15 protein-coding genes are annotated in these 19,596 nt (G+C 64.2%); 6 read left to right on the top strand and 9 right to left on the bottom strand.

All coding sequences use genetic code 11. The features are described from left to right. Nucleotides 1-91: 91 nt before the first annotated feature. Nucleotides 92-328, bottom strand: coding sequence for a hypothetical protein (locus ACN9M1_RS19720; RefSeq protein ID WP_426400242.1), 237 nt, complete (start codon nt 326-328; stop codon nt 92-94). Nucleotides 329-793: 465 nt separating this feature from the next. Here ACN9M1_RS19720 and ACN9M1_RS19715 point away from each other — a divergent pair, with 465 nt between their 5' ends. The 4 genes from ACN9M1_RS19715 to tssA all read left to right on the top strand — a co-directional run bounded on the left by ACN9M1_RS19715 (nt 794) and on the right by tssA (nt 4,525). Further along, nucleotides 794-2,284, top strand: coding sequence for a hypothetical protein (locus ACN9M1_RS19715; RefSeq protein WP_426400241.1), 1,491 nt, complete (start codon nt 794-796; stop codon nt 2,282-2,284). Beyond that, nucleotides 2,277-2,876: a hypothetical protein gene (locus tag ACN9M1_RS19710; RefSeq protein ID WP_426400240.1), complete on the top strand. Its 600-nt coding sequence runs from the start codon at nt 2,277-2,279 to the stop codon at nt 2,874-2,876. Before ACN9M1_RS19715 ends, ACN9M1_RS19710 begins: the two co-directional genes overlap by 8 nt. 126 nt (nt 2,877-3,002) lie before the next feature. Further along, a complete protein-coding gene (locus tag ACN9M1_RS19705) occupies nt 3,003-3,410 on the top strand; it encodes a hypothetical protein (RefSeq protein WP_426400239.1) in 408 nt (135 codons plus the stop codon). Between the two features lie 35 nt (nt 3,411-3,445). Further along, the gene (gene tssA, locus ACN9M1_RS19700; protein ID WP_426400238.1) at nt 3,446-4,525 is read left to right on the top strand and encodes a type VI secretion system protein TssA; all 1,080 of its coding nucleotides are present in this window, start codon (nt 3,446-3,448) and stop codon (nt 4,523-4,525) included. A gap of 12 nt (nt 4,526-4,537) precedes the next feature. On the opposite strand, the gene ACN9M1_RS19695 is transcribed toward tssA, so the two are convergent. The 8 genes from ACN9M1_RS19695 to ACN9M1_RS19660 are packed head-to-tail and all read right to left on the bottom strand — an operon-like array spanning nt 4,538 to nt 15,623. Then, nucleotides 4,538-6,220 carry a TIGR04222 domain-containing membrane protein gene (locus ACN9M1_RS19695; RefSeq protein ID WP_426400237.1) on the bottom strand — a complete coding sequence of 561 codons (1,683 nt, stop codon included), beginning with the start codon at nt 6,218-6,220 and terminating at the stop codon, nt 4,538-4,540. Further along, nucleotides 6,171-7,172 (bottom strand): hypothetical protein, encoded by a 1,002-nt coding sequence (locus tag ACN9M1_RS19690; RefSeq protein WP_426400236.1) that lies wholly within the window; start codon nt 7,170-7,172, stop codon nt 6,171-6,173. The genes ACN9M1_RS19695 and ACN9M1_RS19690 overlap by 50 nt, the downstream gene beginning before the upstream one ends. Then, nucleotides 7,169-7,987: an OmpA family protein gene (locus tag ACN9M1_RS19685; protein ID WP_426400235.1), complete on the bottom strand. Its 819-nt coding sequence runs from the start codon at nt 7,985-7,987 to the stop codon at nt 7,169-7,171. The genes ACN9M1_RS19690 and ACN9M1_RS19685 overlap by 4 nt, the downstream gene beginning before the upstream one ends. A gap of 2 nt (nt 7,988-7,989) precedes the next feature. Then, nucleotides 7,990-8,985 carry a type VI secretion system-associated protein TagF gene (tagF, locus tag ACN9M1_RS19680; protein ID WP_426400234.1) on the bottom strand — a complete coding sequence of 332 codons (996 nt, stop codon included), beginning with the start codon at nt 8,983-8,985 and terminating at the stop codon, nt 7,990-7,992. Beyond that, nucleotides 8,982-12,929 carry a type VI secretion system membrane subunit TssM gene (gene tssM, locus ACN9M1_RS19675; protein WP_426400233.1) on the bottom strand — a complete coding sequence of 1,316 codons (3,948 nt, stop codon included), beginning with the start codon at nt 12,927-12,929 and terminating at the stop codon, nt 8,982-8,984. The genes tagF and tssM overlap by 4 nt, the downstream gene beginning before the upstream one ends. A 55-nt stretch (nt 12,930-12,984) precedes the next feature. Continuing rightward, nucleotides 12,985-14,454, bottom strand: coding sequence for a hypothetical protein (locus ACN9M1_RS19670; protein WP_426400232.1), 1,470 nt, complete (start codon nt 14,452-14,454; stop codon nt 12,985-12,987). A gap of 10 nt (nt 14,455-14,464) precedes the next feature. After that, nucleotides 14,465-14,734, bottom strand: coding sequence for a PAAR domain-containing protein (locus tag ACN9M1_RS19665; protein ID WP_426400231.1), 270 nt, complete (start codon nt 14,732-14,734; stop codon nt 14,465-14,467). Between the two features lie 31 nt (nt 14,735-14,765). Beyond that, nucleotides 14,766-15,623, bottom strand: a complete 858-nt coding sequence (locus tag ACN9M1_RS19660; protein ID WP_426400230.1) for a M15 family metallopeptidase — start codon at nt 15,621-15,623, stop codon at nt 14,766-14,768. Between the two features lie 260 nt (nt 15,624-15,883). On the opposite strand from ACN9M1_RS19660, the gene ACN9M1_RS19655 reads away from it, so the two are divergent. Both ACN9M1_RS19655 and ACN9M1_RS19650 read left to right on the top strand, forming a co-directional pair. After that, complete coding sequence (locus ACN9M1_RS19655) at nt 15,884-16,585, top strand: hypothetical protein (protein ID WP_426400229.1); 702 nt, start codon at nt 15,884-15,886, stop codon at nt 16,583-16,585. 147 nt (nt 16,586-16,732) lie between these two features. Further along, nucleotides 16,733-19,582: a type VI secretion system Vgr family protein gene (locus ACN9M1_RS19650; protein ID WP_426400228.1), complete on the top strand. Its 2,850-nt coding sequence runs from the start codon at nt 16,733-16,735 to the stop codon at nt 19,580-19,582. Nucleotides 19,583-19,596 lie beyond the last annotated feature (14 nt).

Here is a 19,596-nt window from a genome sequence, read left to right as displayed (position 1 = left end):
CCGACATACCCCTTTCCATCTGTACGCGCCGAAAGCGGAGCACATGGTGCCGGGAACGGGGTTCTTCGCGCTGGCTTCGGCACCCGCAGCCTCAGACCCCGCCCATCACCCCATCCGAAACCAGCATCGCGTCATAGGCACCGTTCGCGTATTCCATACACGTCCACAGGTAATCCGCTTGGCGGTGCTCGTCCAGGCTGCGGAAGTGTTCAAAGCCATTGGAATGCAACATGCCTAGCAACGTGCGTAGTTTCGACAGCTTGTCGAACAACTCCGCATGCGCTTCAACACGATTGGGGTCGAGGGATTGGGGAATCGAGCGGGTCATCGGGTGTCCTGTTCATGAATGAATGGAACCGCGCCACGCCCTAGGAAGGGGGCGGGCGAGCACAGGCAAGGTTGGAACACCGATGCATGGCAGTCGGCACGGCCGAAGCCGTCCAAGCCTGGCTCGCCCTTTGAAGACCCTCGACCACTTCCGCTATGGCACCGGAAATGATGGCCGCAAGTGTAGCGACCACGACTTCCTTCAAGCAAGGGCGGAACTATAAATCAGATTTTGCCGATGCCCACCGCTGGTTGTGCTTCGCACGGCCATCGCCGACGACAGCCAGATGAAGATTTAGAAACACCGCCCGCACCAAGGCTGCGTAGCATCACCACCTTACGACCTTCGTCGGTCTCCATATCGTCTTCGCACTCACGGCTATCGACGTCTATTCCGCAATTGACCTGATCCGAGAGGCAACCCGCCTTCGACGTTGATGACGCGCAGGCGTCTGCGTCCCAAAGAATGAAACCCAAAATCAAAATCGCACTTTCTGTAGCAGCCATCGCGTTTGTTGGCATGCTCGTGACCGTTACGGTGATTGACCAGCGTCAACTGCGGCCGCTGGGCCAACCGCTTGCCCCACCGGAGATTGTCTTCAAGACGGACGCAAAGCTTCCGTTTGACATCACGGACGTCGAGTGGGTCGACGCCAATGGCGTTCAGCTTCTGACCGGCACGGTGGTGGACTTGAGACAGGACGGCGACACAACGCCGCTTCCTGGCGCAATCCTGGACACTCAAGTGCCGTCCAGGGCAGAGCGGCTAAGGGAGTTGGGCAACCGGATGGCGGCGGAATCTGCGGTCAGGATGGCGGCGGCAGGTCATCAAGATTTAGCCGCACAGGTCCTGATGGGCAGCTTGAGCCGCGGACAAAAGCGGCAATTCATTGCCCGCATGACAGACGACGGCAAGATTGACATCGTAGCCAGCATCGAAAACAACCTGTCTCTCGACTTTGTGACGTCACCCGGCGGCAAGCGGATCGTGTTTGGCTCAGGGGAATTCCCCGAACGCGAGGCGAACAAGGGCCCGAGTTTCTACACCGCGTTTATCAGTAATGATGGCGGACGCACTTGGAAATTCGATCCGAAGACCACGGTGCCATCCAGCACCGAATTTCACGGCTATGTATCAGAAACCCGCGCCTATGCCTTTGATCATGATCGTCAGGTGTGGACAACGTTTGATGGCGGCCGCTCCTGGCAGAACATCGATTTGAGCAAGACCGTATGGTCGGACATTTCGGAACGCGAGCACCAAATACGCGATACGAAGTGGGCTTTGTTGTCTGCGCCAGGCGACAAGGCAGTCGGCTGGTCGACGATGTCGCTGATCACCGTGGATGATCATGGGGAAGAAAAAAGCCAGCAGTTGGTCGAGGCCCGCCGTTTTGAACTGGATTTCTCTAGCTCGCCAGTGGCCGTGCGCAATGTCACGGCGACACCAGATGCGGGCCCAGCGCACGAGCAGAGCTACCGTGTCCTGCAATCGGATTCCAGAGACGCCTTGTTCGCGCAGCCAGATGGCCGTTTACGCTATTTCGACCCGACAACCGGGAATTGGACAACGAGCGCCATCCCAGACATTCGGGGCGCCGCCCCTTGGGTCGACAAGGTTTGGCTCGGCAGTGACGGATGGGTTGTGCACGCTAGGGGCGATACCGCATGGAACATCGTTGCTTGCTACATGCCGCCTTATTTCTCCCATACGCGCAACTGTGGCTACTCATCGGCTAATGCCTATTTCTATAGCCGGGACAAGGGCCATTCCTGGGTGCCATTTGTTCTGCCGCGCTCACCCGGCGAAGATGACTACATGATCCAAGTGATTGGATGGGATACGCGGCGCCAAGGCCTCCTGGTCTTGCGGAACGATCCGCAGAACTCTGGGCGAAAGCAGGTGGAGCTCTATCGGCTGCCGGCCCAGCAGTCGGGCGCGAAACAGGATGCCTGACGCGCAAGAGAGCCCATCTGACGATCTCGGTATTTTTTGCCTCGTACTGACGCTCCTGATCGCTATCCCGGTGACCTTGCTGATCACCTTTGGCCTTGCCGACCCATATTCATGGCAAGGTTTTCAGAGCGCACGATGGTGGTGGCTACGGTATCCGCTCGTTTTCGCCGCCCTGATGGTGTTTGCGTTTTTTCAAGCCATCATTGCCATCCGAATCGAGGATGCAGATTTTGCAAAGCAGTTTGAGAAGGCAACGACGGGGATGAACGCCCTTCTCTTTGCGACAGGGCTGGTCGCCGTGACCGCCGGTGGCAGTACCGTCATGAATCTGTACAACGCCTCGTATGGTAAAGGCGCAGTTGTGAAAGCAAAGCGCGTAAGTACATTCATCACTCCGAAAAGCAATCGAAGCTTAGAGCGCACTGAGGTTAGATACGAAGTTCTGGAAGGAACGCTAAAAGGTGAGACCCTTTCGTTCAGCGCGAGCGGCACGACTGAGTTGGGGTCCAAGGCTGATGACGGCAGACCGGCTTTGCTCTCGATAAAAACGAGTTGGATGGGGACATCGGTGTTGGGTGTGTACGACCAATAGAGCCGTATCCCAAAGACGCGCCGCCACATGAAGATTTAGAAACAATCCCCCCAAGCGCCCCAAGCCTGCGTAGCATCTCTACCGTCCGCCCCGTGCGCGCGGACATCCCATTTCACGCCCGCTGATATGAACGCACTGTTCCGCCTCACTGCCGTGTCGGCTCTGGCCGCGCTGCTTGGTGCGCCTGCCTTTGCGCAGGATGACGCGCCGCTGCAGGTGTCGTACCGCCAGGTGCTGACCGAGTACTTCAAGGACGCCCCGACCGCCTCCAAGAAATACGACGGCCGTCGCCTCGTCTTCAAGGGCCAGGTCTACCCGCTGTCCGACGACAGCCTGAATACGCTGGCCATGACCGAAGACCTGAAGGTGGGCGCACCGTTTCAGGACGATCAGCGTGAGGCGCTCAAGGCACTGTTTGCCGACCACAAGCTGGCCGCGTACAAACCCAGCAAAGACATCACGCTGGACTGCCTGAACCGCCAGTTCGTAGGGCTCACGCTGGCGCTGGCGGATTGCCGCGTCGCCAAACCCTGACGTTCATATCACTCTCCGGCTTCTTGCTTCAGACCATGGCTTCTCTTCCGTTCGAACAACTACTCACGCCGCTGCCCGGCGCCCAACCCTGCGGCGAAGACATGCTCTTCTCCGCAGAATTCGACACCATTCAAGAAGCGCGCCGCTTCGATGACCCATCGCTCGACCAGGGCGACTGGGTGACCGAGATCAAGGAGGCCGACTGGCGTGCCGTCATCAACGAGAGCACGTCGCTGCTGCAGAAGCGCACGAAGGATCTGCGCCTCGCCGCGTGGCTGACGGAAGCACTGTCAAAGGACCGTGGCTTTGCCGGCCTGCGTGAGGGGTACGAGCTGATTGCCGGCCTGTGCGAGCAGTTCTGGGAGCACCTGTATCCGCTGCCCGAAGCCGACGACCCGGAAGCCCGCATGGGCAGCATGGCATGGCTTGCCACGCGTTCTAGCCAACTGATTCGCGAGGTGCCGCTCGTCGACCCGGCCAAGGGCGGCTACAACACGGTCGATTGGGAAGTGGCGACCAGCCTGGTCGAGGCCATCCGCCGCGACCCGGATCAGGCCGACGAACTCGCGCGCGGCAAGGTCACGCAGGAGCAGTTTGAATCCGCGCGCCGCGCAACACCGGCGGCGTTCTACAAGACGCTGCACGATGATGTAGTGGGCTGTGGTGCTGCGTTGCTGCGTTTGCAATCCGTGCTCGATGGGCGTGCCGGCGATCACGCACCCAGCTTCCGCGCCGCACGTGAGTCGTTGCAGGCAGTCCGCGCGCTGGTGGAGCGTTTCGGCGGCAAGCCGGAACCCAAGCCCACCGCAGTGGAAACCAAGGGCGCGCAGCAGCCGGCCGCGCAATCCACCGCAGAGGGCGCGGTCGAAACGGTGGTGGTGGCTGGCCCGATCCGCTCGCGCGCGCAGGCGCTGAACCAGTTGCGCGACGTGGCCGAGTTCTTCCGCCAGACCGAGCCGCACAGCCCGGTTGCCTACCTTGCCGCACGGGCCGCCAAGTGGGGCGACATGCCGTTGCACGCGTGGCTGCGCACGGTGGTCAAGGATGATGCGACGCTGTCGCAGATTGAAGAGTTGCTCGGGTTGGGCGATCCACCTGCCGAGAACGCGGGCTGATCTAACCAGCGCTTACGTGCTGCTCGAACAACCGCCGCAACCGCTAGATCCGCAGCCACTGGATCCGCAACTGCTCGATCCATGGCTGCCTGAACTGCAGCTACTTGATGTGTCAGTCCCTCCGCCCGAGCTGACGGCCATGCCGGTGTCGCCCAGCATGCCGCGGTATCCGGCCCAGGCCGTGTTGGCGAGCACGCTGGTACCGGCAAACGCCGTCATCCATAGCAGATCGGCTGCCGACAAACCGCCGCCTTGCTGGCCGCGCTGACGCTGCACATCAAGTGCGGCGTCGGCTGCCGCGGTGGGTCCGGCACAACCGATGCCGATCAGCCGCGCGGTCACGCGCCAATAGACGATCGCGAATACCGCCATTTCGACCAGCAACCACATCACCGGGTGCTCTCGGCCCACGCCGACGAAGACCTTCACCGCACCGAGCCACAGCACCAGCAGCGCGATTGCCCACGCCGCCAGTGTCGTTCCGTCCATTGATCCGGACGTCCACAACCATCCTGCATCTCGCAGCCGATCCGTCATGCCGGACGCTTCGTCGACGAGTCGGTTTTGAAAGTCCGGCCAGCGCGAGCAGTGCTGTTTCTGCTGGGTCAACCACGTCCATGCGTTCACGTGGCGCTCAGGCGTTGGCTGTGCATTTGCGACCACGTAGGTGTTGCGGTCGCGCTTTCGCTTCGATTTCGATGGATGAACGATACGGATTGCGCCTGCATCGAGCAGCGACAGTGTCGCAACCTGCGCCATTCGCAACGTACCGCTCGTCATCAGCGCGGCCTCGTCGGGCTCCAGTGGGCTTGGCGTGCCACCACCGGCTTCTCCCTGCGGCCGCCGCGCGTATGCGAACCGATGCAGCGCCTTGATCGATAGGCACGCAAGTACGCACACGCCCAGATAGAACGCGAGAAAGCGGGGCCCAGAATAGTCCAGGACACGGAAATCCGAGGCCGCATGCGTGGTGAAGGCGATGAGGCTGACACCGAGCACCGGCCATGCGAATCGCATGATCCGGCGTGTGGTCGAGACAGGCGTCGGCGTGACAGCCCTGTGCGGGCGCTGTGCGACGAAACCCTGATCGTCCGGCGCACTGTTTGCCTGTGCGGGCGCCGGTTGCGGCCAGACGTCGGGAGGCGGCTCCATCCCGAACAGGCTTCGGTAGCTGTCGAGCGTCTGTTGGTACTGCTGCGCGTAGGCGTCGTCTTCGTCCGGCGTACCGACCCCCGGCGCATGATGCAGCGGCGCTCGCAATACCTCGCCGCAGAACACCGTCCAATACTCTTCGGAATATTGCAAATGCAAGTGCCACGCGGCATCGATCGCCTCCGACGGTGTGACCGGATGTCCGGCAAACACCGCCAGATACGCGAAACGCTTGTACTCCTCGATGACGGTCAGCGTATGCAGACTCGACCACCCCTCGGCTTCTGCCAGACGTTTGCTGTAGGGCATCGGGGCATCCGGCGCATCGGGCGAATACTGGTTCAGCCGAAGCAGGCAGGCTGCTCGATCCGCTTCGGTCGCAGCGGCCTGGGGTGCGGAATCGGGGGAGGTCGATTGGGTGGGCAATGTCATCTCTGTTGTTGTCAGCCGTCGGTGCCTGGATGACTTGCTGCTGGGCGACAGCCCGGGCGGATCACGAAGACGAATCCTGCTGCGGCTGCTCCAGCGCGAGAAACACCGCACGCTCGCAGCGGCCGAAGTCGAAAGTTCGCAGGCGCAGATGGCGTTCGCCGTATTCTCCAGCCGCCATCATTTCTGGGATAGAGCGCAGCGGCCCGGCCATCAGCCGTATCAGTGTTTGCCAAATAACCACAAGCAACAGCGGCGCCAGGGTGAACGCCCCCATCACCATCCCCGTGACGGAGAAGGCCTCTTCGAAACCAAACTCACCGCCGATCGCAAAAAGCATCACCACGATCATCAGCGCGCTGAACCAGCCGAAAACGCAGATCACCTCACTAAAGCCCTGCTTCCTGCTCGACAGGATGGTCTCCAGCGGCTCGGGCAAGTTTCGCGGCCGCTTTGCAACATAGACAGTCTGCGGCGCGCGACGGCCTGTTAAGCGCATGCCCCACGCCGAAAAAACGTCGTCGCACCACCAGCCGGCAGCCAGCACCCGCATGCCGTTCAGGCTTGCAAAATACGGCGCATTCGACGAAACCCGACGGCTCGTGACTTGGTATTCGCAGAAGTGGATGACGCGATCGTCCGTCAGTGTGATGACGACAGGGGTCACGCGGTAGTAGGTGTCTCGCGAGCGATCGTCGGGGTAGTCATGCGCACGCCGCGCATTCGCATCGACGCTCCAGCCCATCGCCTCATAGGCATTGAAGGCGGCGTTATCCACCTGTACGGAGCGAATGATGCCGCTGACGATCGCCACAGGCGCACCCTGCCGTCGACTGGCAAGCCAATGCTCAAGCTGCTGCCAAGCCCATGCCAGATGACACCACAGCCACCAGACGCGCTCTTTCAGCGGAGAAAACTCCGCAATTGGCACGGATAGCGTCCTCGTGGGGTCGTCGTAATCCAGCCGAATCTTGGGCGAGCCGCGCCGTTCGTCCCCCGGCTGTAACGGGGCAGCAGGCGACGGCTCACGCAAACGCGCCCGCCGGCGCGCATTCTGCTGCGTCACTTACTCGCCCGAAACTCAATCCGCCGATTGCGCGATCGGCCTTCATCGGTGGTATTGGGCGCGACGGGCTGATCGGGCCCGACACCAATCGCGGTGAGCGTGCCTTGTTCGGCGCCCTTGGAGATCAGATAGCTCTTCACCGTCTCTGCGCGCGCCTGGCTCAGGTTGAGGTTCATGGCGCGGCTGCCGGAGTTGTCGGTGTGGCCGACGACTTCGATCTTGCGGCCGTTCAGGCGTGGCAGCACGGCGGCCATTTCGTCCAGAATGGCGCGGCCCTTGGGCGTGAGTGTGGCGCTGCCGGTTTCAAACTCGATGATCCGGTTGGCCAGCGTCTGGTCCAGCAGCCCTTGCTCGGACACGGCAGCCACGCGCAGGCCGTTCTTGATGGTGTAGCTCTGGCCCAGCGTCGTGGCCATGTCGCTGGTGAGCTGCTGGCGCTGCGCTTCGTTGCCCACGTCGCCGTGCAGGGCGATCTGCGTGCCGTCAATGTTGAGCTGGCCACGGTTGACCTGCTTGATGGCCGGCGACAGGATCTTCTGCACGTTGGTCGACCAGTTGGGCGGCGATACCACGTTGCCCACCTCAATCTGGTCCACCACGTTGGCGCTGCCGTACAGCTCGCGCAGCTTGCTCAGCACAGCGGCCTTGGTGGCTTCGTCCGGCACCATGCCGCCGGCGACAACCTGGCCGGCCACCGGCGCTGCATCGCCGGGCGCCGCATAGGCGGGCAGGGTGCTGCCCAGGCACGCCAGCAGGGCGGCGTTGGCCAACAGGGTTGCAGGCCGGAAGCCGCGCTTGATTGCATCCAGACCCATGTTCATTCTCCGATGAAGACTTCGCGGAAGGTATCGACCGCCATGCGCAACGAGAGCTGCGGTTCGTCCAGGTAACTCACGAGTTTCGCCAAGCCGTACTCTCCACTGACGTGCTGGTCGACCCATTCCGGGTCATCGATGTTGATGTTCTGTTCGGCATACACCCGGGGGGATATCACGCTGTGCAGCGTGCGCGACGAAGCGCCGTTGAAGCCGATGACGAGGCGTTCGGTGCCGTTGATCTCGCCCAGGAAGAGCGAGAGTTCAAAGTCCGCACGCTGCAGGAAACGCGATACCAGCTCCAACCAGAAGCTCGCCACCAGGCTGCGGTACAGCGGGTCTGCCGGCAGGGGCAGCGTGAGGCCTTTTTCCAGTCGCGGCGAGCCACTCGCCATCACCGGCTGCAGCAGCGTGCCGAGCGCCAGCAGCGTGCGGCGCAGGCGGATGTTGTGGCCCTCTGAGCGCAGCATCTGCTCCAGGCCCGCCACGGTCTGGAAGTCGATGAAATCGGAGAAGCTCGCGTCGTGCGATTGCGTGGTGGTGCCGCCAGCACCCGTTTCCACACCATGCTGACCTTCGGCCAGCAGGCGCAAGCCCTCGGTGGCGTCGTCGGCGTGGCACAGCGACAGCATCTGCTGGCCGGCGCGCGTCCACAGGCGGGCCAGGGCAATCGGGCTGCGCGCGATAAAGCTGATCGGCTGCTCCACCTGCATTGCTGCCGCTGTCAGAAACGGAAAGCGGCGCGATGACAGATCACTGCTGGCCATCAGCGTGCCGGCAATCGCCAGCTTGCTCTGCGAGCCCAGAAACGCAAACTGCACGGGCTTCCAGCTGTCGTACGTTGTCTTCCAGTCCGGTGCCTCGGCCAGCAGTTCCATGCCTTGCGCGAGCCAGCGGTCCAACGTGTCGAGCAGTTGGACGTTGTTGGCGCTTTTGACGAAATCACCGCGCGAGGGGAGTTTGCCGAAGTACGAAAGCTGCAACTGGGTCTGGCTCATTGCGCCGTCCCCCCTTGCTCTTCCGTAACGGTGCCGCGGCGCGCAGCTTGGGTGGAGGCCGGTGCTTGCCCTGCAGGCGGGGTGCCCGCAGGGGCCGGCGGTGTCAACGTGTTCTGTGCAGCGCTGGCATCGGCAATCGACGTCGGCAGACGCAGGCCGCGCAGGCCCTGGCCTTGCGGCGAGTCGGACGCCGTGGTGCCGCCGGTCTGCGGGCTGCTGATGATGCGCAGGCTGATCGACACGGTCAGGCTGTCCTTCGTCCACGTCAGGTCGAACGCGCCATCCGGACGACGCTTGCGCTGTGCCGTGGCAATCAGGCGCTCCAGGCCGAAGCGGCCCGGCTCGTTCAGCAGCTCAACCGTGCGGCCGTCGAACGTGGTGGCCGTCACCTTCGCGCCCGGCGCGCCTTGCGGGTTGGGCCACACAAAGTTGGTCCACTGCGGCGGCGTGTTGCGATAGCGCAGTTGCTGGCCATCGATCTCGATGGTGTATTCCGTGGCACCTTGCGACGGCACCGGCAGAATCTGGAACACCGTCTGCGGCGCTGCCGCTGCTGCACCACCCGCACCACCGCCGGCCGCACCGCCCGTGAGCGGCGCAATCCAGCGCGTGAAGCCCGTCGTGAACTCCGGCACGAATGCGATCCCCAAATCGCCCCAGGTACGGGACGCAATCATGTCGCCACGGCGCACCGACAGCGGGCCGATGGTCGTGTTGGCGAACTTGGCGATGGCGCCTTCGGGGCCGAACACCTGGCCGATCTCGGCGGCGCTAGCCTCGATCTTGGCGTTGGGCGCAAACGGATACTTGTCGGCCAGCGTGGTGGCGAACGGCTGATACACCTGCGCGTTCCACACCTTGTTGACTTCCACCGTGGCCGGGCGAATGGCCACCGCATACGACTGCAGCAGCGGACGCACCAGCAGCGGGCGCAGCGTGGCGCGCTCGCTGTCGGTCATACCGGTCAGCATCTGCTCGTCTACATACTTGAGCGTGTCAGCCAGTTCCGAGCCGTTGCCGTCCAGCGTCTGTTGCATCAGCTGGCGTGCGCCGGGGCCGGGGTCGCCCTGGTTCTTGATCTGGTTGAAGCGCGTGCGCACCTTGGAGAGCGAATCCATATAGCCGCGCAGCAGCGACTTCTCGTCGTGCATAACGACCACGCGCGCGAGGCCAGAGAACTCCTTGCCCACGGGGCCCATTGGGATCGCGCCGGCGTCGGCGTTACCACCCACTTCCAGGTTCACGTTCACTTGCGACGGTGTCTGGCGCGCAAAGAGCTGCTTGAACCAGCCCAGCACACCCGTCTTGGCCTGCTTCAGACCGGCGTTGAACATCGACGGGTTGTCCCACGAGGTCTGGTCATACGCGGTGTCCAGCACCTTGCGGATCGGCGAATTGGTCGGATCGCCCAGCAGGTTCATGCCCGTGACGGCCTGGTCGAAGCTGGTGAAATCCTGAATCGCGACGCCCTGCATGAAACGCTGCCATTCGCGCGCGTATTCGGTCTTGTACATCGTGACCAGCGCCTTCTGGATCTGCTCGGGGCTGCCTTCCAGCGTGAGGTCGTCACGCGCGGCCACGTTCAACACCCAGTCCTTGGTCTGCAGTTCCTTGTTGGCGGCTTCCTTGATGGCGGGCTGCACATAGCCGACCCAGGCTTCCTTGGTAAAGGTGCCGGGCACGGCGTAGCTGCCGGCCATCACGCCCGCACCGGTTTCGCCAACGATGCGCGCGACCGTCATCGGGGCGTAGCGGGTGGAGGCGCGGGCCTTGATTTCGGCATACGCACGCTCGCGGGCCGGCATGCCTCGCACCACCCGACGCAGGTTTTCGCGCGTCTGGTCGACCAGCGAGAGGTTGCCCTCCAGCAGCGGCCAGTTGTCGTCGTTCACGCGGGCAAGGAAGAACGACAGGTTGCGTTCCGCCGAGCGGATCATCTGCTCGCGCGGCATGTTGCCCCGGTTGTCTTCCAGCCAGCCGCGCCAGAAGCGCGTGATCTGGTCGGTCAGGTGCGCGACTTCCACATGGCGCTTGTCCGACAGCATCAGATACGTCTTGAGGGCGTTGTAGCCGTCTTCCACGTTGGTGGGGGAAGCATCGGTGTACCGCTTGGCACCGGTCGATGCCGTGGCTTGGTTAGGCGAAGCCGGCGCGTTGGCCGCTGCACCCGAGGCTGCCGAGGCGCCGCCTACCGTGGCAGTGGCCGTGGTGACGGACGTGGTCATCACAGCGCCGGTTTCCGGCGGACGTACCATCGGCGCCAACTGGTCCGGGTGCGCGTTGACTTCACCCAGGAAGGTCTCGATGGCGCCGCCCACCGGCTTGAGCATCACTTGGCGCAGGCCGTTGTAGTACTCGTCGAGCAGCTTGTGCTGCAGCGTGTCGCCCTGGTACAGGCCCAACGACAGCGCGAGCGGGTGGTCGTTGCGATAGCGCTCCAGCTGTTCGATGCGGTCTTGCAGTGTGTCCAGCGCTTCCAGGCGGGCCTGCAGGTCCACCCGGTTCTGCTGCATCTTCACGATCTTGTCCAGATCGGCCTGCACGTTGGCCGTGAGCGTACGGTTGCCCATGTACGACCACGTCCAGCCGCCCAGCATCACACCCAACGCCAGCACCAACGCAAAGAACGTGGCGATGCGCAGACGCGTCTTGGCCGGGCTAGCGAACTGCCGCACCGTCTGCCGGTCGGCAAAGATCACCTTGGAGAACAGGTCGCGCAGGAAGAAACCGTTCTTGGAGAACACCTCGCGCGCGTGCGCTGCACCGTCTGTCGACAGCCCGAACCGGCGCGCAATGCGCTCGGCCGACACGCTGTTGGTCGCGCCTTCCTGCAGCGCGCTGGTGAAGTAGAAGCCACGGAACACCGGCTTGTACTGGAACGGGTTTTCATCAAACAGCGTCATCAGGAACGCGCGCAGCGTTGGCTTGATCGACGCAAATTCCAGCGGGAAGCTCAGCAGCCCCGGCGACAGCTTGTTCTTCTGGTGCAGCGCGATCTGCGCCACGCTGATCTCCTTCAGCCCGTCGCACAGCTCGTCAAAGCGCTGGTCGAACACGGCCGCCACGTCGGGCTTCGCATCCGGCTCGAAGGGCAGGGTGGCGCCCCACACGCGGTCGCGCTCGTGCTTTTCGCTGTCGCCAAAGAATTCCGTAAAGCCGGTGATCAGGTCGGCCTTGGTGAACATCACATACACCGGCGCAAACACTTCCAGGCGCTCGGTCAGCTCCTGCACGCGTTGGCGCAGGTTCTTGGCCAGGTTGATGGCGAACTCGGGGCGGTTCTGCGTGAGCTCCGACACGCTCACCGTCACCACGATGCCGTTGATGGGCGCCTTGGGCCGATAGCGCTTGAGCAAGTCCAGGAAGCCGAGCCATTCGCGGCGGTCTTCTTCATGCACCGAGTAGCGGCCGGCGGTGTCGAGCAGAATGCCTTCGGTGGTGAAGAACCAGTCGCAGTTACGCGTGCCACCAATGCCCTGAATGACCGCGCCGCCCTTGTCGGCAAACGGAAACTGCAAACCCGAGTTCAATACCGCCGTGCTTTTGCCCGCCGCCGGGTTGCCGATCACGATGTACCAGGGCAGCTCGTACAGGGCGGCGCTGCCAGACAGCTGGCCGAGCTTGGACGTCTTGATCGTCTTGACGGCCTCCGCCAGGCGCACGCGCAGGGCTTCCACTTCCTCGCGTTTGTCGGGGGTGGCGGTCTTGTCGGCGGCGGCTTGCTCCAGCACGCCTTCGAGCTTGTTGCTGGCCTGGCGGGCGCGCCAACGCTTCCACAGATACGTCAGCAGCCACAGCGCAAGCAGCACGCCCAGCGCGACGCCGGCCCAGACCAGGCCAATCTCAAAGGTCTGCGCCATCAACAGAAGAAAGATGGTCAGCACGATCACGCCAAGAATCGATAGCGTGCGTGTGTTGGTCAGGAATTTCAGGAAGCGTTGCATGTTGCCTTCGGCTCGTGAGCAGACGAAATCGGTATCGGAATCGGGAGCAGCGGGGTCAGGACAAGCTAGGCACCACCGCAATGGCGCCGCGCTGCTGGATGTCGTTGGCGGTAATGGCCAGCACCGGCTTGCCGGTCTGCTGGCTCAACTGGTGCGCCACCACCACGGACAACAGCGGGCCCGCCGCACCCACATAGCCGCAGGGCGTGCCAATGGGCAGCAGGTCCGCAGCCAAATCCAGCGCAGGAAAACGTTCGGAGAACACGCGGGCCACCTCCACGGTGCGCACCGGGTGCATGCCGGTGTCCGACACAACGCCGGCCACGGTGATGAGCTCGGCGGGGGCGGCGTCCTCGGCTTTCTCGGCCGATGCATCCGGCTGGGGCTTGACCGGTGCGGCAGCCAGCGTGTCGAGCACATGGCCCACGGCATCGCCGAGCGCCTGCAATTGCGGCTGACCACGATCGGCGGTGGGCGACTCGAGCCGAGCCACGCCCGCGCGGGTGATGGTGAACGGCAGCGCGGCGTCATCGTCAGCAGTAGGGAGGAGCGCCAAACTTTGCGCCACCGCTGGCGCACACAGCAGCACACCGGCCGCCGCTTCGCCCGGCACGCGGCCGTGCGAGCGCGTCGGCTCGAACAGTTGCTCGTGCTGCATCAACTGCTCGACGGCGCTCGGGCCCACCAGTGAATCCGCCACGACCACCATGCGCAGCACGCGCTCGTCATTGGCGCGGTTCACGCCTTGCGTGGCGCGATCGAGCAGCAGCAGCGCATCGGCATCGCCCTTGGCGGTAATGGGTTCCAGCGTGAGCCGGTCTGCCGGCCAGATCAACGCGATGCGCTGGCGCAGCCACCCATCGGCAGCGGCCTGGTGTTGCGGCGTCCAGTCGCGCGGGAGCAGGGCGGTGATGATCAGCCGCGTGGCTTCCGGCACGCTGGTTTCAGGCACTTGCGCAACCGCGTGTGCCGCCAGTTCTTCTGCTACTTGGGCGGCCAGTGACAGGGCGCGCAGTCGTTCATCCAGCCAATCCACGTCGGGATGGCGCTCCGTCAACTCGGCGCGCAGGTCTTCGATGTCAACGCCATCCACCGGCGCGGCAAAGACCGGCTGGCCGAAGCCTTGCACGTCGGTCAGCCCAGGCTGCGTATTGGCCTGCACGGCCTCGACGACGGATGCCGCATCGCTGCCAGCCGGTGCGCGCAGCGCGCTGGCCAGCAGCACGGCGCGCCATTGGCGGGTGGCGTCTTGCGGATCAGCGGCCTTGCCGTCCGCGCTTGCGGTTGCGGGAGCGGCCGCCGAGAGCTCGCGCCCCGCAGCCACGTTGGAGCGAATGCCATCCACCGCACGCTTGATCACCCAATAGCCGACGAGCATGCCCAGCGGCAGCAACAGCAGGTAGGTAAAGATGTCCGCCGTGGTCGGCATGCGGTTGGCCGACTGCCACCACACGATGACGGCAATCCACACCACCACAAAGACAGCGAGCAGCGTCAGCCCGGACCGAAAGAGTCTTGCAACCATGTCGTCTGCGTCAGATGCTGCCGGTGTTGCTCTGACTCGCGAGCAGGGTCGCGCCGCAGGCCGTCTTGTCGCCATGGCGCGCTGCCTGGCGGCCGTCGATGATGACGTTCGGGTCGCCCGTCACGATGACGGTCGTGCCGCCGTGGCCGTTCTGGGGGCACGTCACCTTGTCGCCCACACAGGCGATGCCCTTGCCGCCGGTGCTGGTGTTGCCCGACGCGGTGATCACCACGCCGCCGTGGTCCGTCTTGTCACCCAGCAGGATGAAGGGCCGTGTCATTGCATGTTCCCCATGTGTCCGATTGCGATCGTCATTGCCTTGCTGTCGGCTGTGTGCCGAGCACGCCCTTGCGGCGCAGCTCGACGTGACCGAGATCCATCATCTTCCAACGGCCGCCCCACACGAGGCCGGCCGATTCCGCCGCCTGGCCGTACAGCTGGTAGCCGCGCATGGCCCACGGGTCTTTCTCGCTGATGACCAGCTTGCCCTCGCGGAAGAACGCGCTGTCCGCCGCCAGGCCGTACTGGTGATAGCTCTGGAACGCCCCGGCCTGCGTGACGTTGCTACCCATCGCCGCCAGCTTGCTTTGCCGCTCTGGGCTGCGGAAGCCTTCCAGCAGCGCCATCTCGTAACCGTGTTCGTCGCGCATGATCTTGTAGACGAGCAGCAGGCGCTGGCGGAAATCGGCATCGAGCAGGTTCCAGTCGCGGCTCGCATCGCGGATGGCCGGGCGGATCTGCTCCACCTCACGCGTGGTGAACACCTCGGGCGGCAGCGGCGGCGGCGGAATCAACCGCTCGCCGTTGAGCAGCGCCGAGATGTGCGGGTCCGGCTCGCGCACCTGATCATCGTCAAACTCGAACGATTGCTGCTCGCGCAGCGCCAACGCCAGCAGGGGCGGCACCGACAGCACCCCCAGCCCACCCAGCAGCAGGAACTTGCGCCGCACCACAAACTGCTTGAACGCCGACGCGCCCGACGTTGCGCTGTCCACCGAATCCCGCAGGGAGCCCGCCGAACGCGCGCCCACCACGGCCGCCCCCGTGCTCAGGCGGTGCCACTGCGCGCGCAGGACGGCCGCACAGCGCTGCCGCACCGAAGGCAGCAGCACTACAGCCGCCACCACCACCATGGCAACGAAGTAGAGAACGAGAGCGACAAAAACCATACCGACCTGCAGGAGCGTGGGCGTCTACGTCAATTCACCCAGATTTATATCTGTATTTAGATCGCGAGAAGATTAATAAACGGTAATAATCGAACGCCCCGGCACGGCAATATTAAGAAACCATAAAGAAAAAAGCATCAACAGCGCCAATCATTTGTCTTTCAGCAAGGCCAGACTTAGAATCAGCAGCCACCACCGGAATCGGCGCTGTTTGCATTTCAAACGTTCGCCGCGCATTCTATTTCAATTCTGGACCCGTGATGAGTAATAACGGCGATTTGAAACAAGAAGGGCCACCAACGCTCTTCCATTCCCAGCCCGAGACCGACGAGGCCGGCCACACGCGCATTCTGGCGAGCCTGGAAGGGCGGGTCGGCGCCAACGGCAAGGCCCCGAAAAAGTCACGGCGCCGCTATGGCGTGGCCGCAGCCGTCGTGCTGTTGCTGGCGGGCGCGGGCACCTGGATTGCGCTGAACCATGACGGCGAAACTGCATTGCCGGTGGCTGAACACGCGGCGCCAGTGAAGCAAACGCCCGCCACCGCACCCACCGCTGCGGCACCGGCCACCTCGACGACCACACCGACCACGCCGGCAGAGCCCCCGCAGGCCGCCACGATCGTCAACGTTGCGCCACCTGAAGAGCACGCAGCGGATAAGGCCGGCAAGGACGTGGCGCATGAAAAATCCGTCGCCAGCACGCTCGACAAGAACGAGCAAGTCGTGACGATCCAATCCGGCAATACCGACGCGGCGAAGGCGGAAACCGCCAAGCTGGTTGCAAAATCGACCGATACGTCCGTCAAACCGGTGCAGACAAAGGCCAAGCCCCAATCGGCCGCAAAACCCGGCAAGCCCCGTAAAGGCGGATTGGCAGCCGACGATCCGGATGCCGACCTGCTGGCGGCATTGTTGTCGCCGCAAAACGCAACTAAGCCCGCCAATCAACCGAAGGGGCAATAGCCGCCCGAGTGCCCGGTTGCCTTCACCAACCAAGGCATCTGCGGAGGCCGGCGCAGTGCTTGGCATTGCGCGGCCCCACCAATGCATGCGTGCCGGTTTCACGAAATGGTGTTCGTGACCGCCCGCCGCTGCAGCATCTGACAGCGAATGGACGCCACAACCCTTCTCCAGAACCTCTTTTCCCCCGCGCGCCGCCTGTACACACTGGAAGGCGAAGGGCCGCTCGCAGACCTGGCGGTGGAAGCGTGGCTTGGCCGCGAGGCGCTGTCCGAGCTGTTTGAGTGGCGCGTGGTGGCCGCGAGCGCCAACGCACGCATTGCGCTCAAATCGCTGCTGGGCCAGCGCGTGACGCTGGTCACCACGCTGGCCGACGGCACGCAAGCCAAGCGCACGGGGCTCATCCGTCTGGCCGAGAAGCTCGGCGCAGACGGCAGCCTCACGCGCTATCGCCTGACGGTGGTGCCCTGGTTCTGGCTGACCACGCAGCAGCGTCACAGCCAGGTGTTCCAGAACCGGCCGCTGGCGGACATCGTTGAACAGATGCTCTCGCCGTACGCGCCGTATGCATCTTGGCGCTACGCCGCCGGCGCGGAAGCACGCATGAGCGAGTTCGGCACGCGTGCCCACATCGCACAGTTTCGCGAGACGGACTACCACTTCGTCACGCGCCTGCTGGCGGAGGCGGGGCTTGGCTTCACCACGGTCGAAGACGACCAGGCCCATGGCGGCCACACACTGGTGATCTTTGCCGACAGCACCCAGTTGCCGGAAGACACGGAGTCGGCTGCGGCCGGCGGCATCCGTTTCCACCGCGCACACAGCCTGGAAGAACGCGACGCCATCCAGCAACTCGCCTGCCATAGCCGCACAACTGTCGGCGGCGTGGCCGTGGCAGCGTGGGACCCGGAAGGCAAGCAGAACGCTCGCGCCCATGCGCCCGCGCGCTTCGCCACCAGCGCGGGCAGCCCCGACGCGTATCTGTCGATCAGCCCGTCGCTGGCACCCGATTCCGCCAACGCGCAGCGCATCGCCGAACAGGTCATGGAAAGCCTGGAGGCGCGTGCGCTGCTGTTCTCGGGGCGTGGCACGGTGCGCACGCTGCGCAGCGGCACGCGTCTGCAGGTGGTGGACTGCCCGCACCTGCCGCAAGACGTGGACGGCGCGTATCCGCTGCTGATGGACCTGGTCGAGCACTGCGGCATCAACAACCTGACCATCGATACGCACAACGCTCTCAGCCAGCGCCTGGGCGGGCTCGATGCCGCACTGGCGTTTGACACGCCGCCCAGCGCGCCGGAATCCGGCCCTGGCGTGTTCGGCTTCCAAGAAGCGGAAGGCGCCGTCGAACGCGCCACGCCCAACGCCGACTTGGTCAAGGCCGCACGCGCGCATGGCTATGCCGGCCTGTTCCGCGCAAGCGATGCACGCCGCCCATGGCGCACCGCCGTGGTGGAACCCGACACCGGCCGCCTGTACTCAGCCCCCACCGCGCAGGGCGTGCACAGCGCCATCGTTGTCGGCCCCGATGGGCAGACGCAAGCCGGTGGCGACGGCGAACACCACGCCAGCCCCGCAGGCGAAATCCGCGTGCGCTTCCCCTGGCAGCAGGGCGAGCGCGCAGACGATCGCAGCACCCGCTGGGTGCGCGTGGCGCAACGGCAGGCGGGCTCCGGCATGGGCTGGCAATGGCTGCCACGTATCGGGCAAGAGGTGCTCGTCAAGTTCAGCGAAGACGACATCGACCAGCCCGTCGTGATCGGCGCGCTCTACAACGGCCAAGGCGAAGCCGGCATCGCGCCCACCCCAGGCGGGCAGGGCGCCTCCGGCCAGAGCGATGGCACCGCACTCTACAAGCAGGGCAGCGACAGCGCCGCCAGCGCGCAAGGCAATCTGGCCGGCGGCCACAGCCCCGCCTGGCACGGCATGGGCACAGAGTTGGAAGGCCACCGCAATGCCGCTGCGCACACCGGCTTCAAGAGCGCAGAACACGGCGGCAGCGGCTACAACCAACTCGTCTTTGACGACAGCGACGGCCAGTTGCGCACGCAACTCGCCACCACGCAGCAGCATAGCCAGCTCAACCTCGGCCACCTCGTCCATCAGCAAGACAACCGGCGCGGCAGCTTCCGCGGCCAAGGCTTCGAGCTGCGCACCGACGGTCACGCCGCCGTGCGCGGCCAGGCGGGTCTGCTGCTGACCACGTACCGTGATGCAGCCATCGGCAAAGCCGTGCCCACCGGCGACAACGCCGCCGGCATCGCGCTGATCAAGCAAGCCAAGTCGCTCACGGAATCCCTCGGCCAAGGCGCCGTCACGCACCAGACCGCCGCGCTGGCCACCGCCAAGAACGACGATGCCCCACTGGCCAAGCAAGCCAAAGCCGCAGCCGGCATGGTCGACGGCAAGGCGCTCGACGCCGCCAAACAAGACGCCAGCGCCGACAACACCGCCACGCAAGGCAAAGTGCCGCACCAAGGCGAAGCCATCGCGCACCTGGCCGGCCGCGCAGGCCTCGTGATGGTGGCCGGCCAAGACCTGCAACTCGCCAACGGCGAAAGCATCGCCCTGGGCAGCGGCCAGGACACCAACCTCGCCATCGGCAAGCAAGCGCGCATGCACGCCGGTCAAGCCATCGGCGTCGCAGCCGGGCTGTCCAAGGCAGGCGACAACAACATCGGCCTGCAGGTCACCGCCGGGCAAGACAACATCGACTTGCAAGCCCAGCACGACGTGCTCAAGCTGATGGCCAAACAGGACTTGAAGCTGGTGTCGGCCAATATGAACGTGGACTTTGCGGCGGCCAAGCGCATCCGCATCGCCACCGCCGGTGGGGCGTCGATCACGCTGGAGGGGGGGAATATCACCGTCGAGTGTGCCGGGCCGATTACGTATAAGGCGGCGCAGCGGAAGTTTGAGGGGCCACAGGGTACGAGCTATGACCTGCCGAACTTCCCGCAGTCACCGTTCAACCTCAAGGGCGCGTTCCCATTCTCCTGATTCTCTGGTTCTGC

The organism is Ralstonia sp. R-29, assembly GCF_049913345.1.
GTDB lineage: Bacteria > Pseudomonadota > Gammaproteobacteria > Burkholderiales > Burkholderiaceae > Ralstonia.
This window is presented reverse-complemented; position numbering and strand designations above follow the sequence as displayed.

Bases quoted from the DNA above. Each gene is read 5' to 3' on its own strand.
- ACN9M1_RS19720 (WP_426400242.1), bottom strand. From the start codon at position 328: ATGACCCGCTCGATTCCCCAATCCCTCGACCCCAATCGTGTTGAAGCG.
- ACN9M1_RS19715 (WP_426400241.1), top strand. From the start codon at position 794: ATGAAACCCAAAATCAAAATCGCACTTTCTGTAGCAGCCATCGCGTTT.
- ACN9M1_RS19710 (WP_426400240.1), top strand. From the start codon at position 2,277: ATGCCTGACGCGCAAGAGAGCCCATCTGACGATCTCGGTATTTTTTGC.
- ACN9M1_RS19705 (WP_426400239.1), top strand. From the start codon at position 3,003: ATGAACGCACTGTTCCGCCTCACTGCCGTGTCGGCTCTGGCCGCGCTG.
- tssA (WP_426400238.1), top strand. From the start codon at position 3,446: ATGGCTTCTCTTCCGTTCGAACAACTACTCACGCCGCTGCCCGGCGCC.
- ACN9M1_RS19685 (WP_426400235.1), bottom strand. From the start codon at position 7,987: ATGGGTCTGGATGCAATCAAGCGCGGCTTCCGGCCTGCAACCCTGTTG.
- tagF (WP_426400234.1), bottom strand. From the start codon at position 8,985: ATGAGCCAGACCCAGTTGCAGCTTTCGTACTTCGGCAAACTCCCCTCG.
- tssM (WP_426400233.1), bottom strand. From the start codon at position 12,929: ATGCAACGCTTCCTGAAATTCCTGACCAACACACGCACGCTATCGATT.
- ACN9M1_RS19670 (WP_426400232.1), bottom strand. From the start codon at position 14,454: ATGGTTGCAAGACTCTTTCGGTCCGGGCTGACGCTGCTCGCTGTCTTT.
- ACN9M1_RS19665 (WP_426400231.1), bottom strand. From the start codon at position 14,734: ATGACACGGCCCTTCATCCTGCTGGGTGACAAGACGGACCACGGCGGC.
- ACN9M1_RS19660 (WP_426400230.1), bottom strand. From the start codon at position 15,623: ATGGTTTTTGTCGCTCTCGTTCTCTACTTCGTTGCCATGGTGGTGGTG.
- ACN9M1_RS19655 (WP_426400229.1), top strand. From the start codon at position 15,884: ATGAGTAATAACGGCGATTTGAAACAAGAAGGGCCACCAACGCTCTTC.
- ACN9M1_RS19650 (WP_426400228.1), top strand. From the start codon at position 16,733: ATGGACGCCACAACCCTTCTCCAGAACCTCTTTTCCCCCGCGCGCCGC.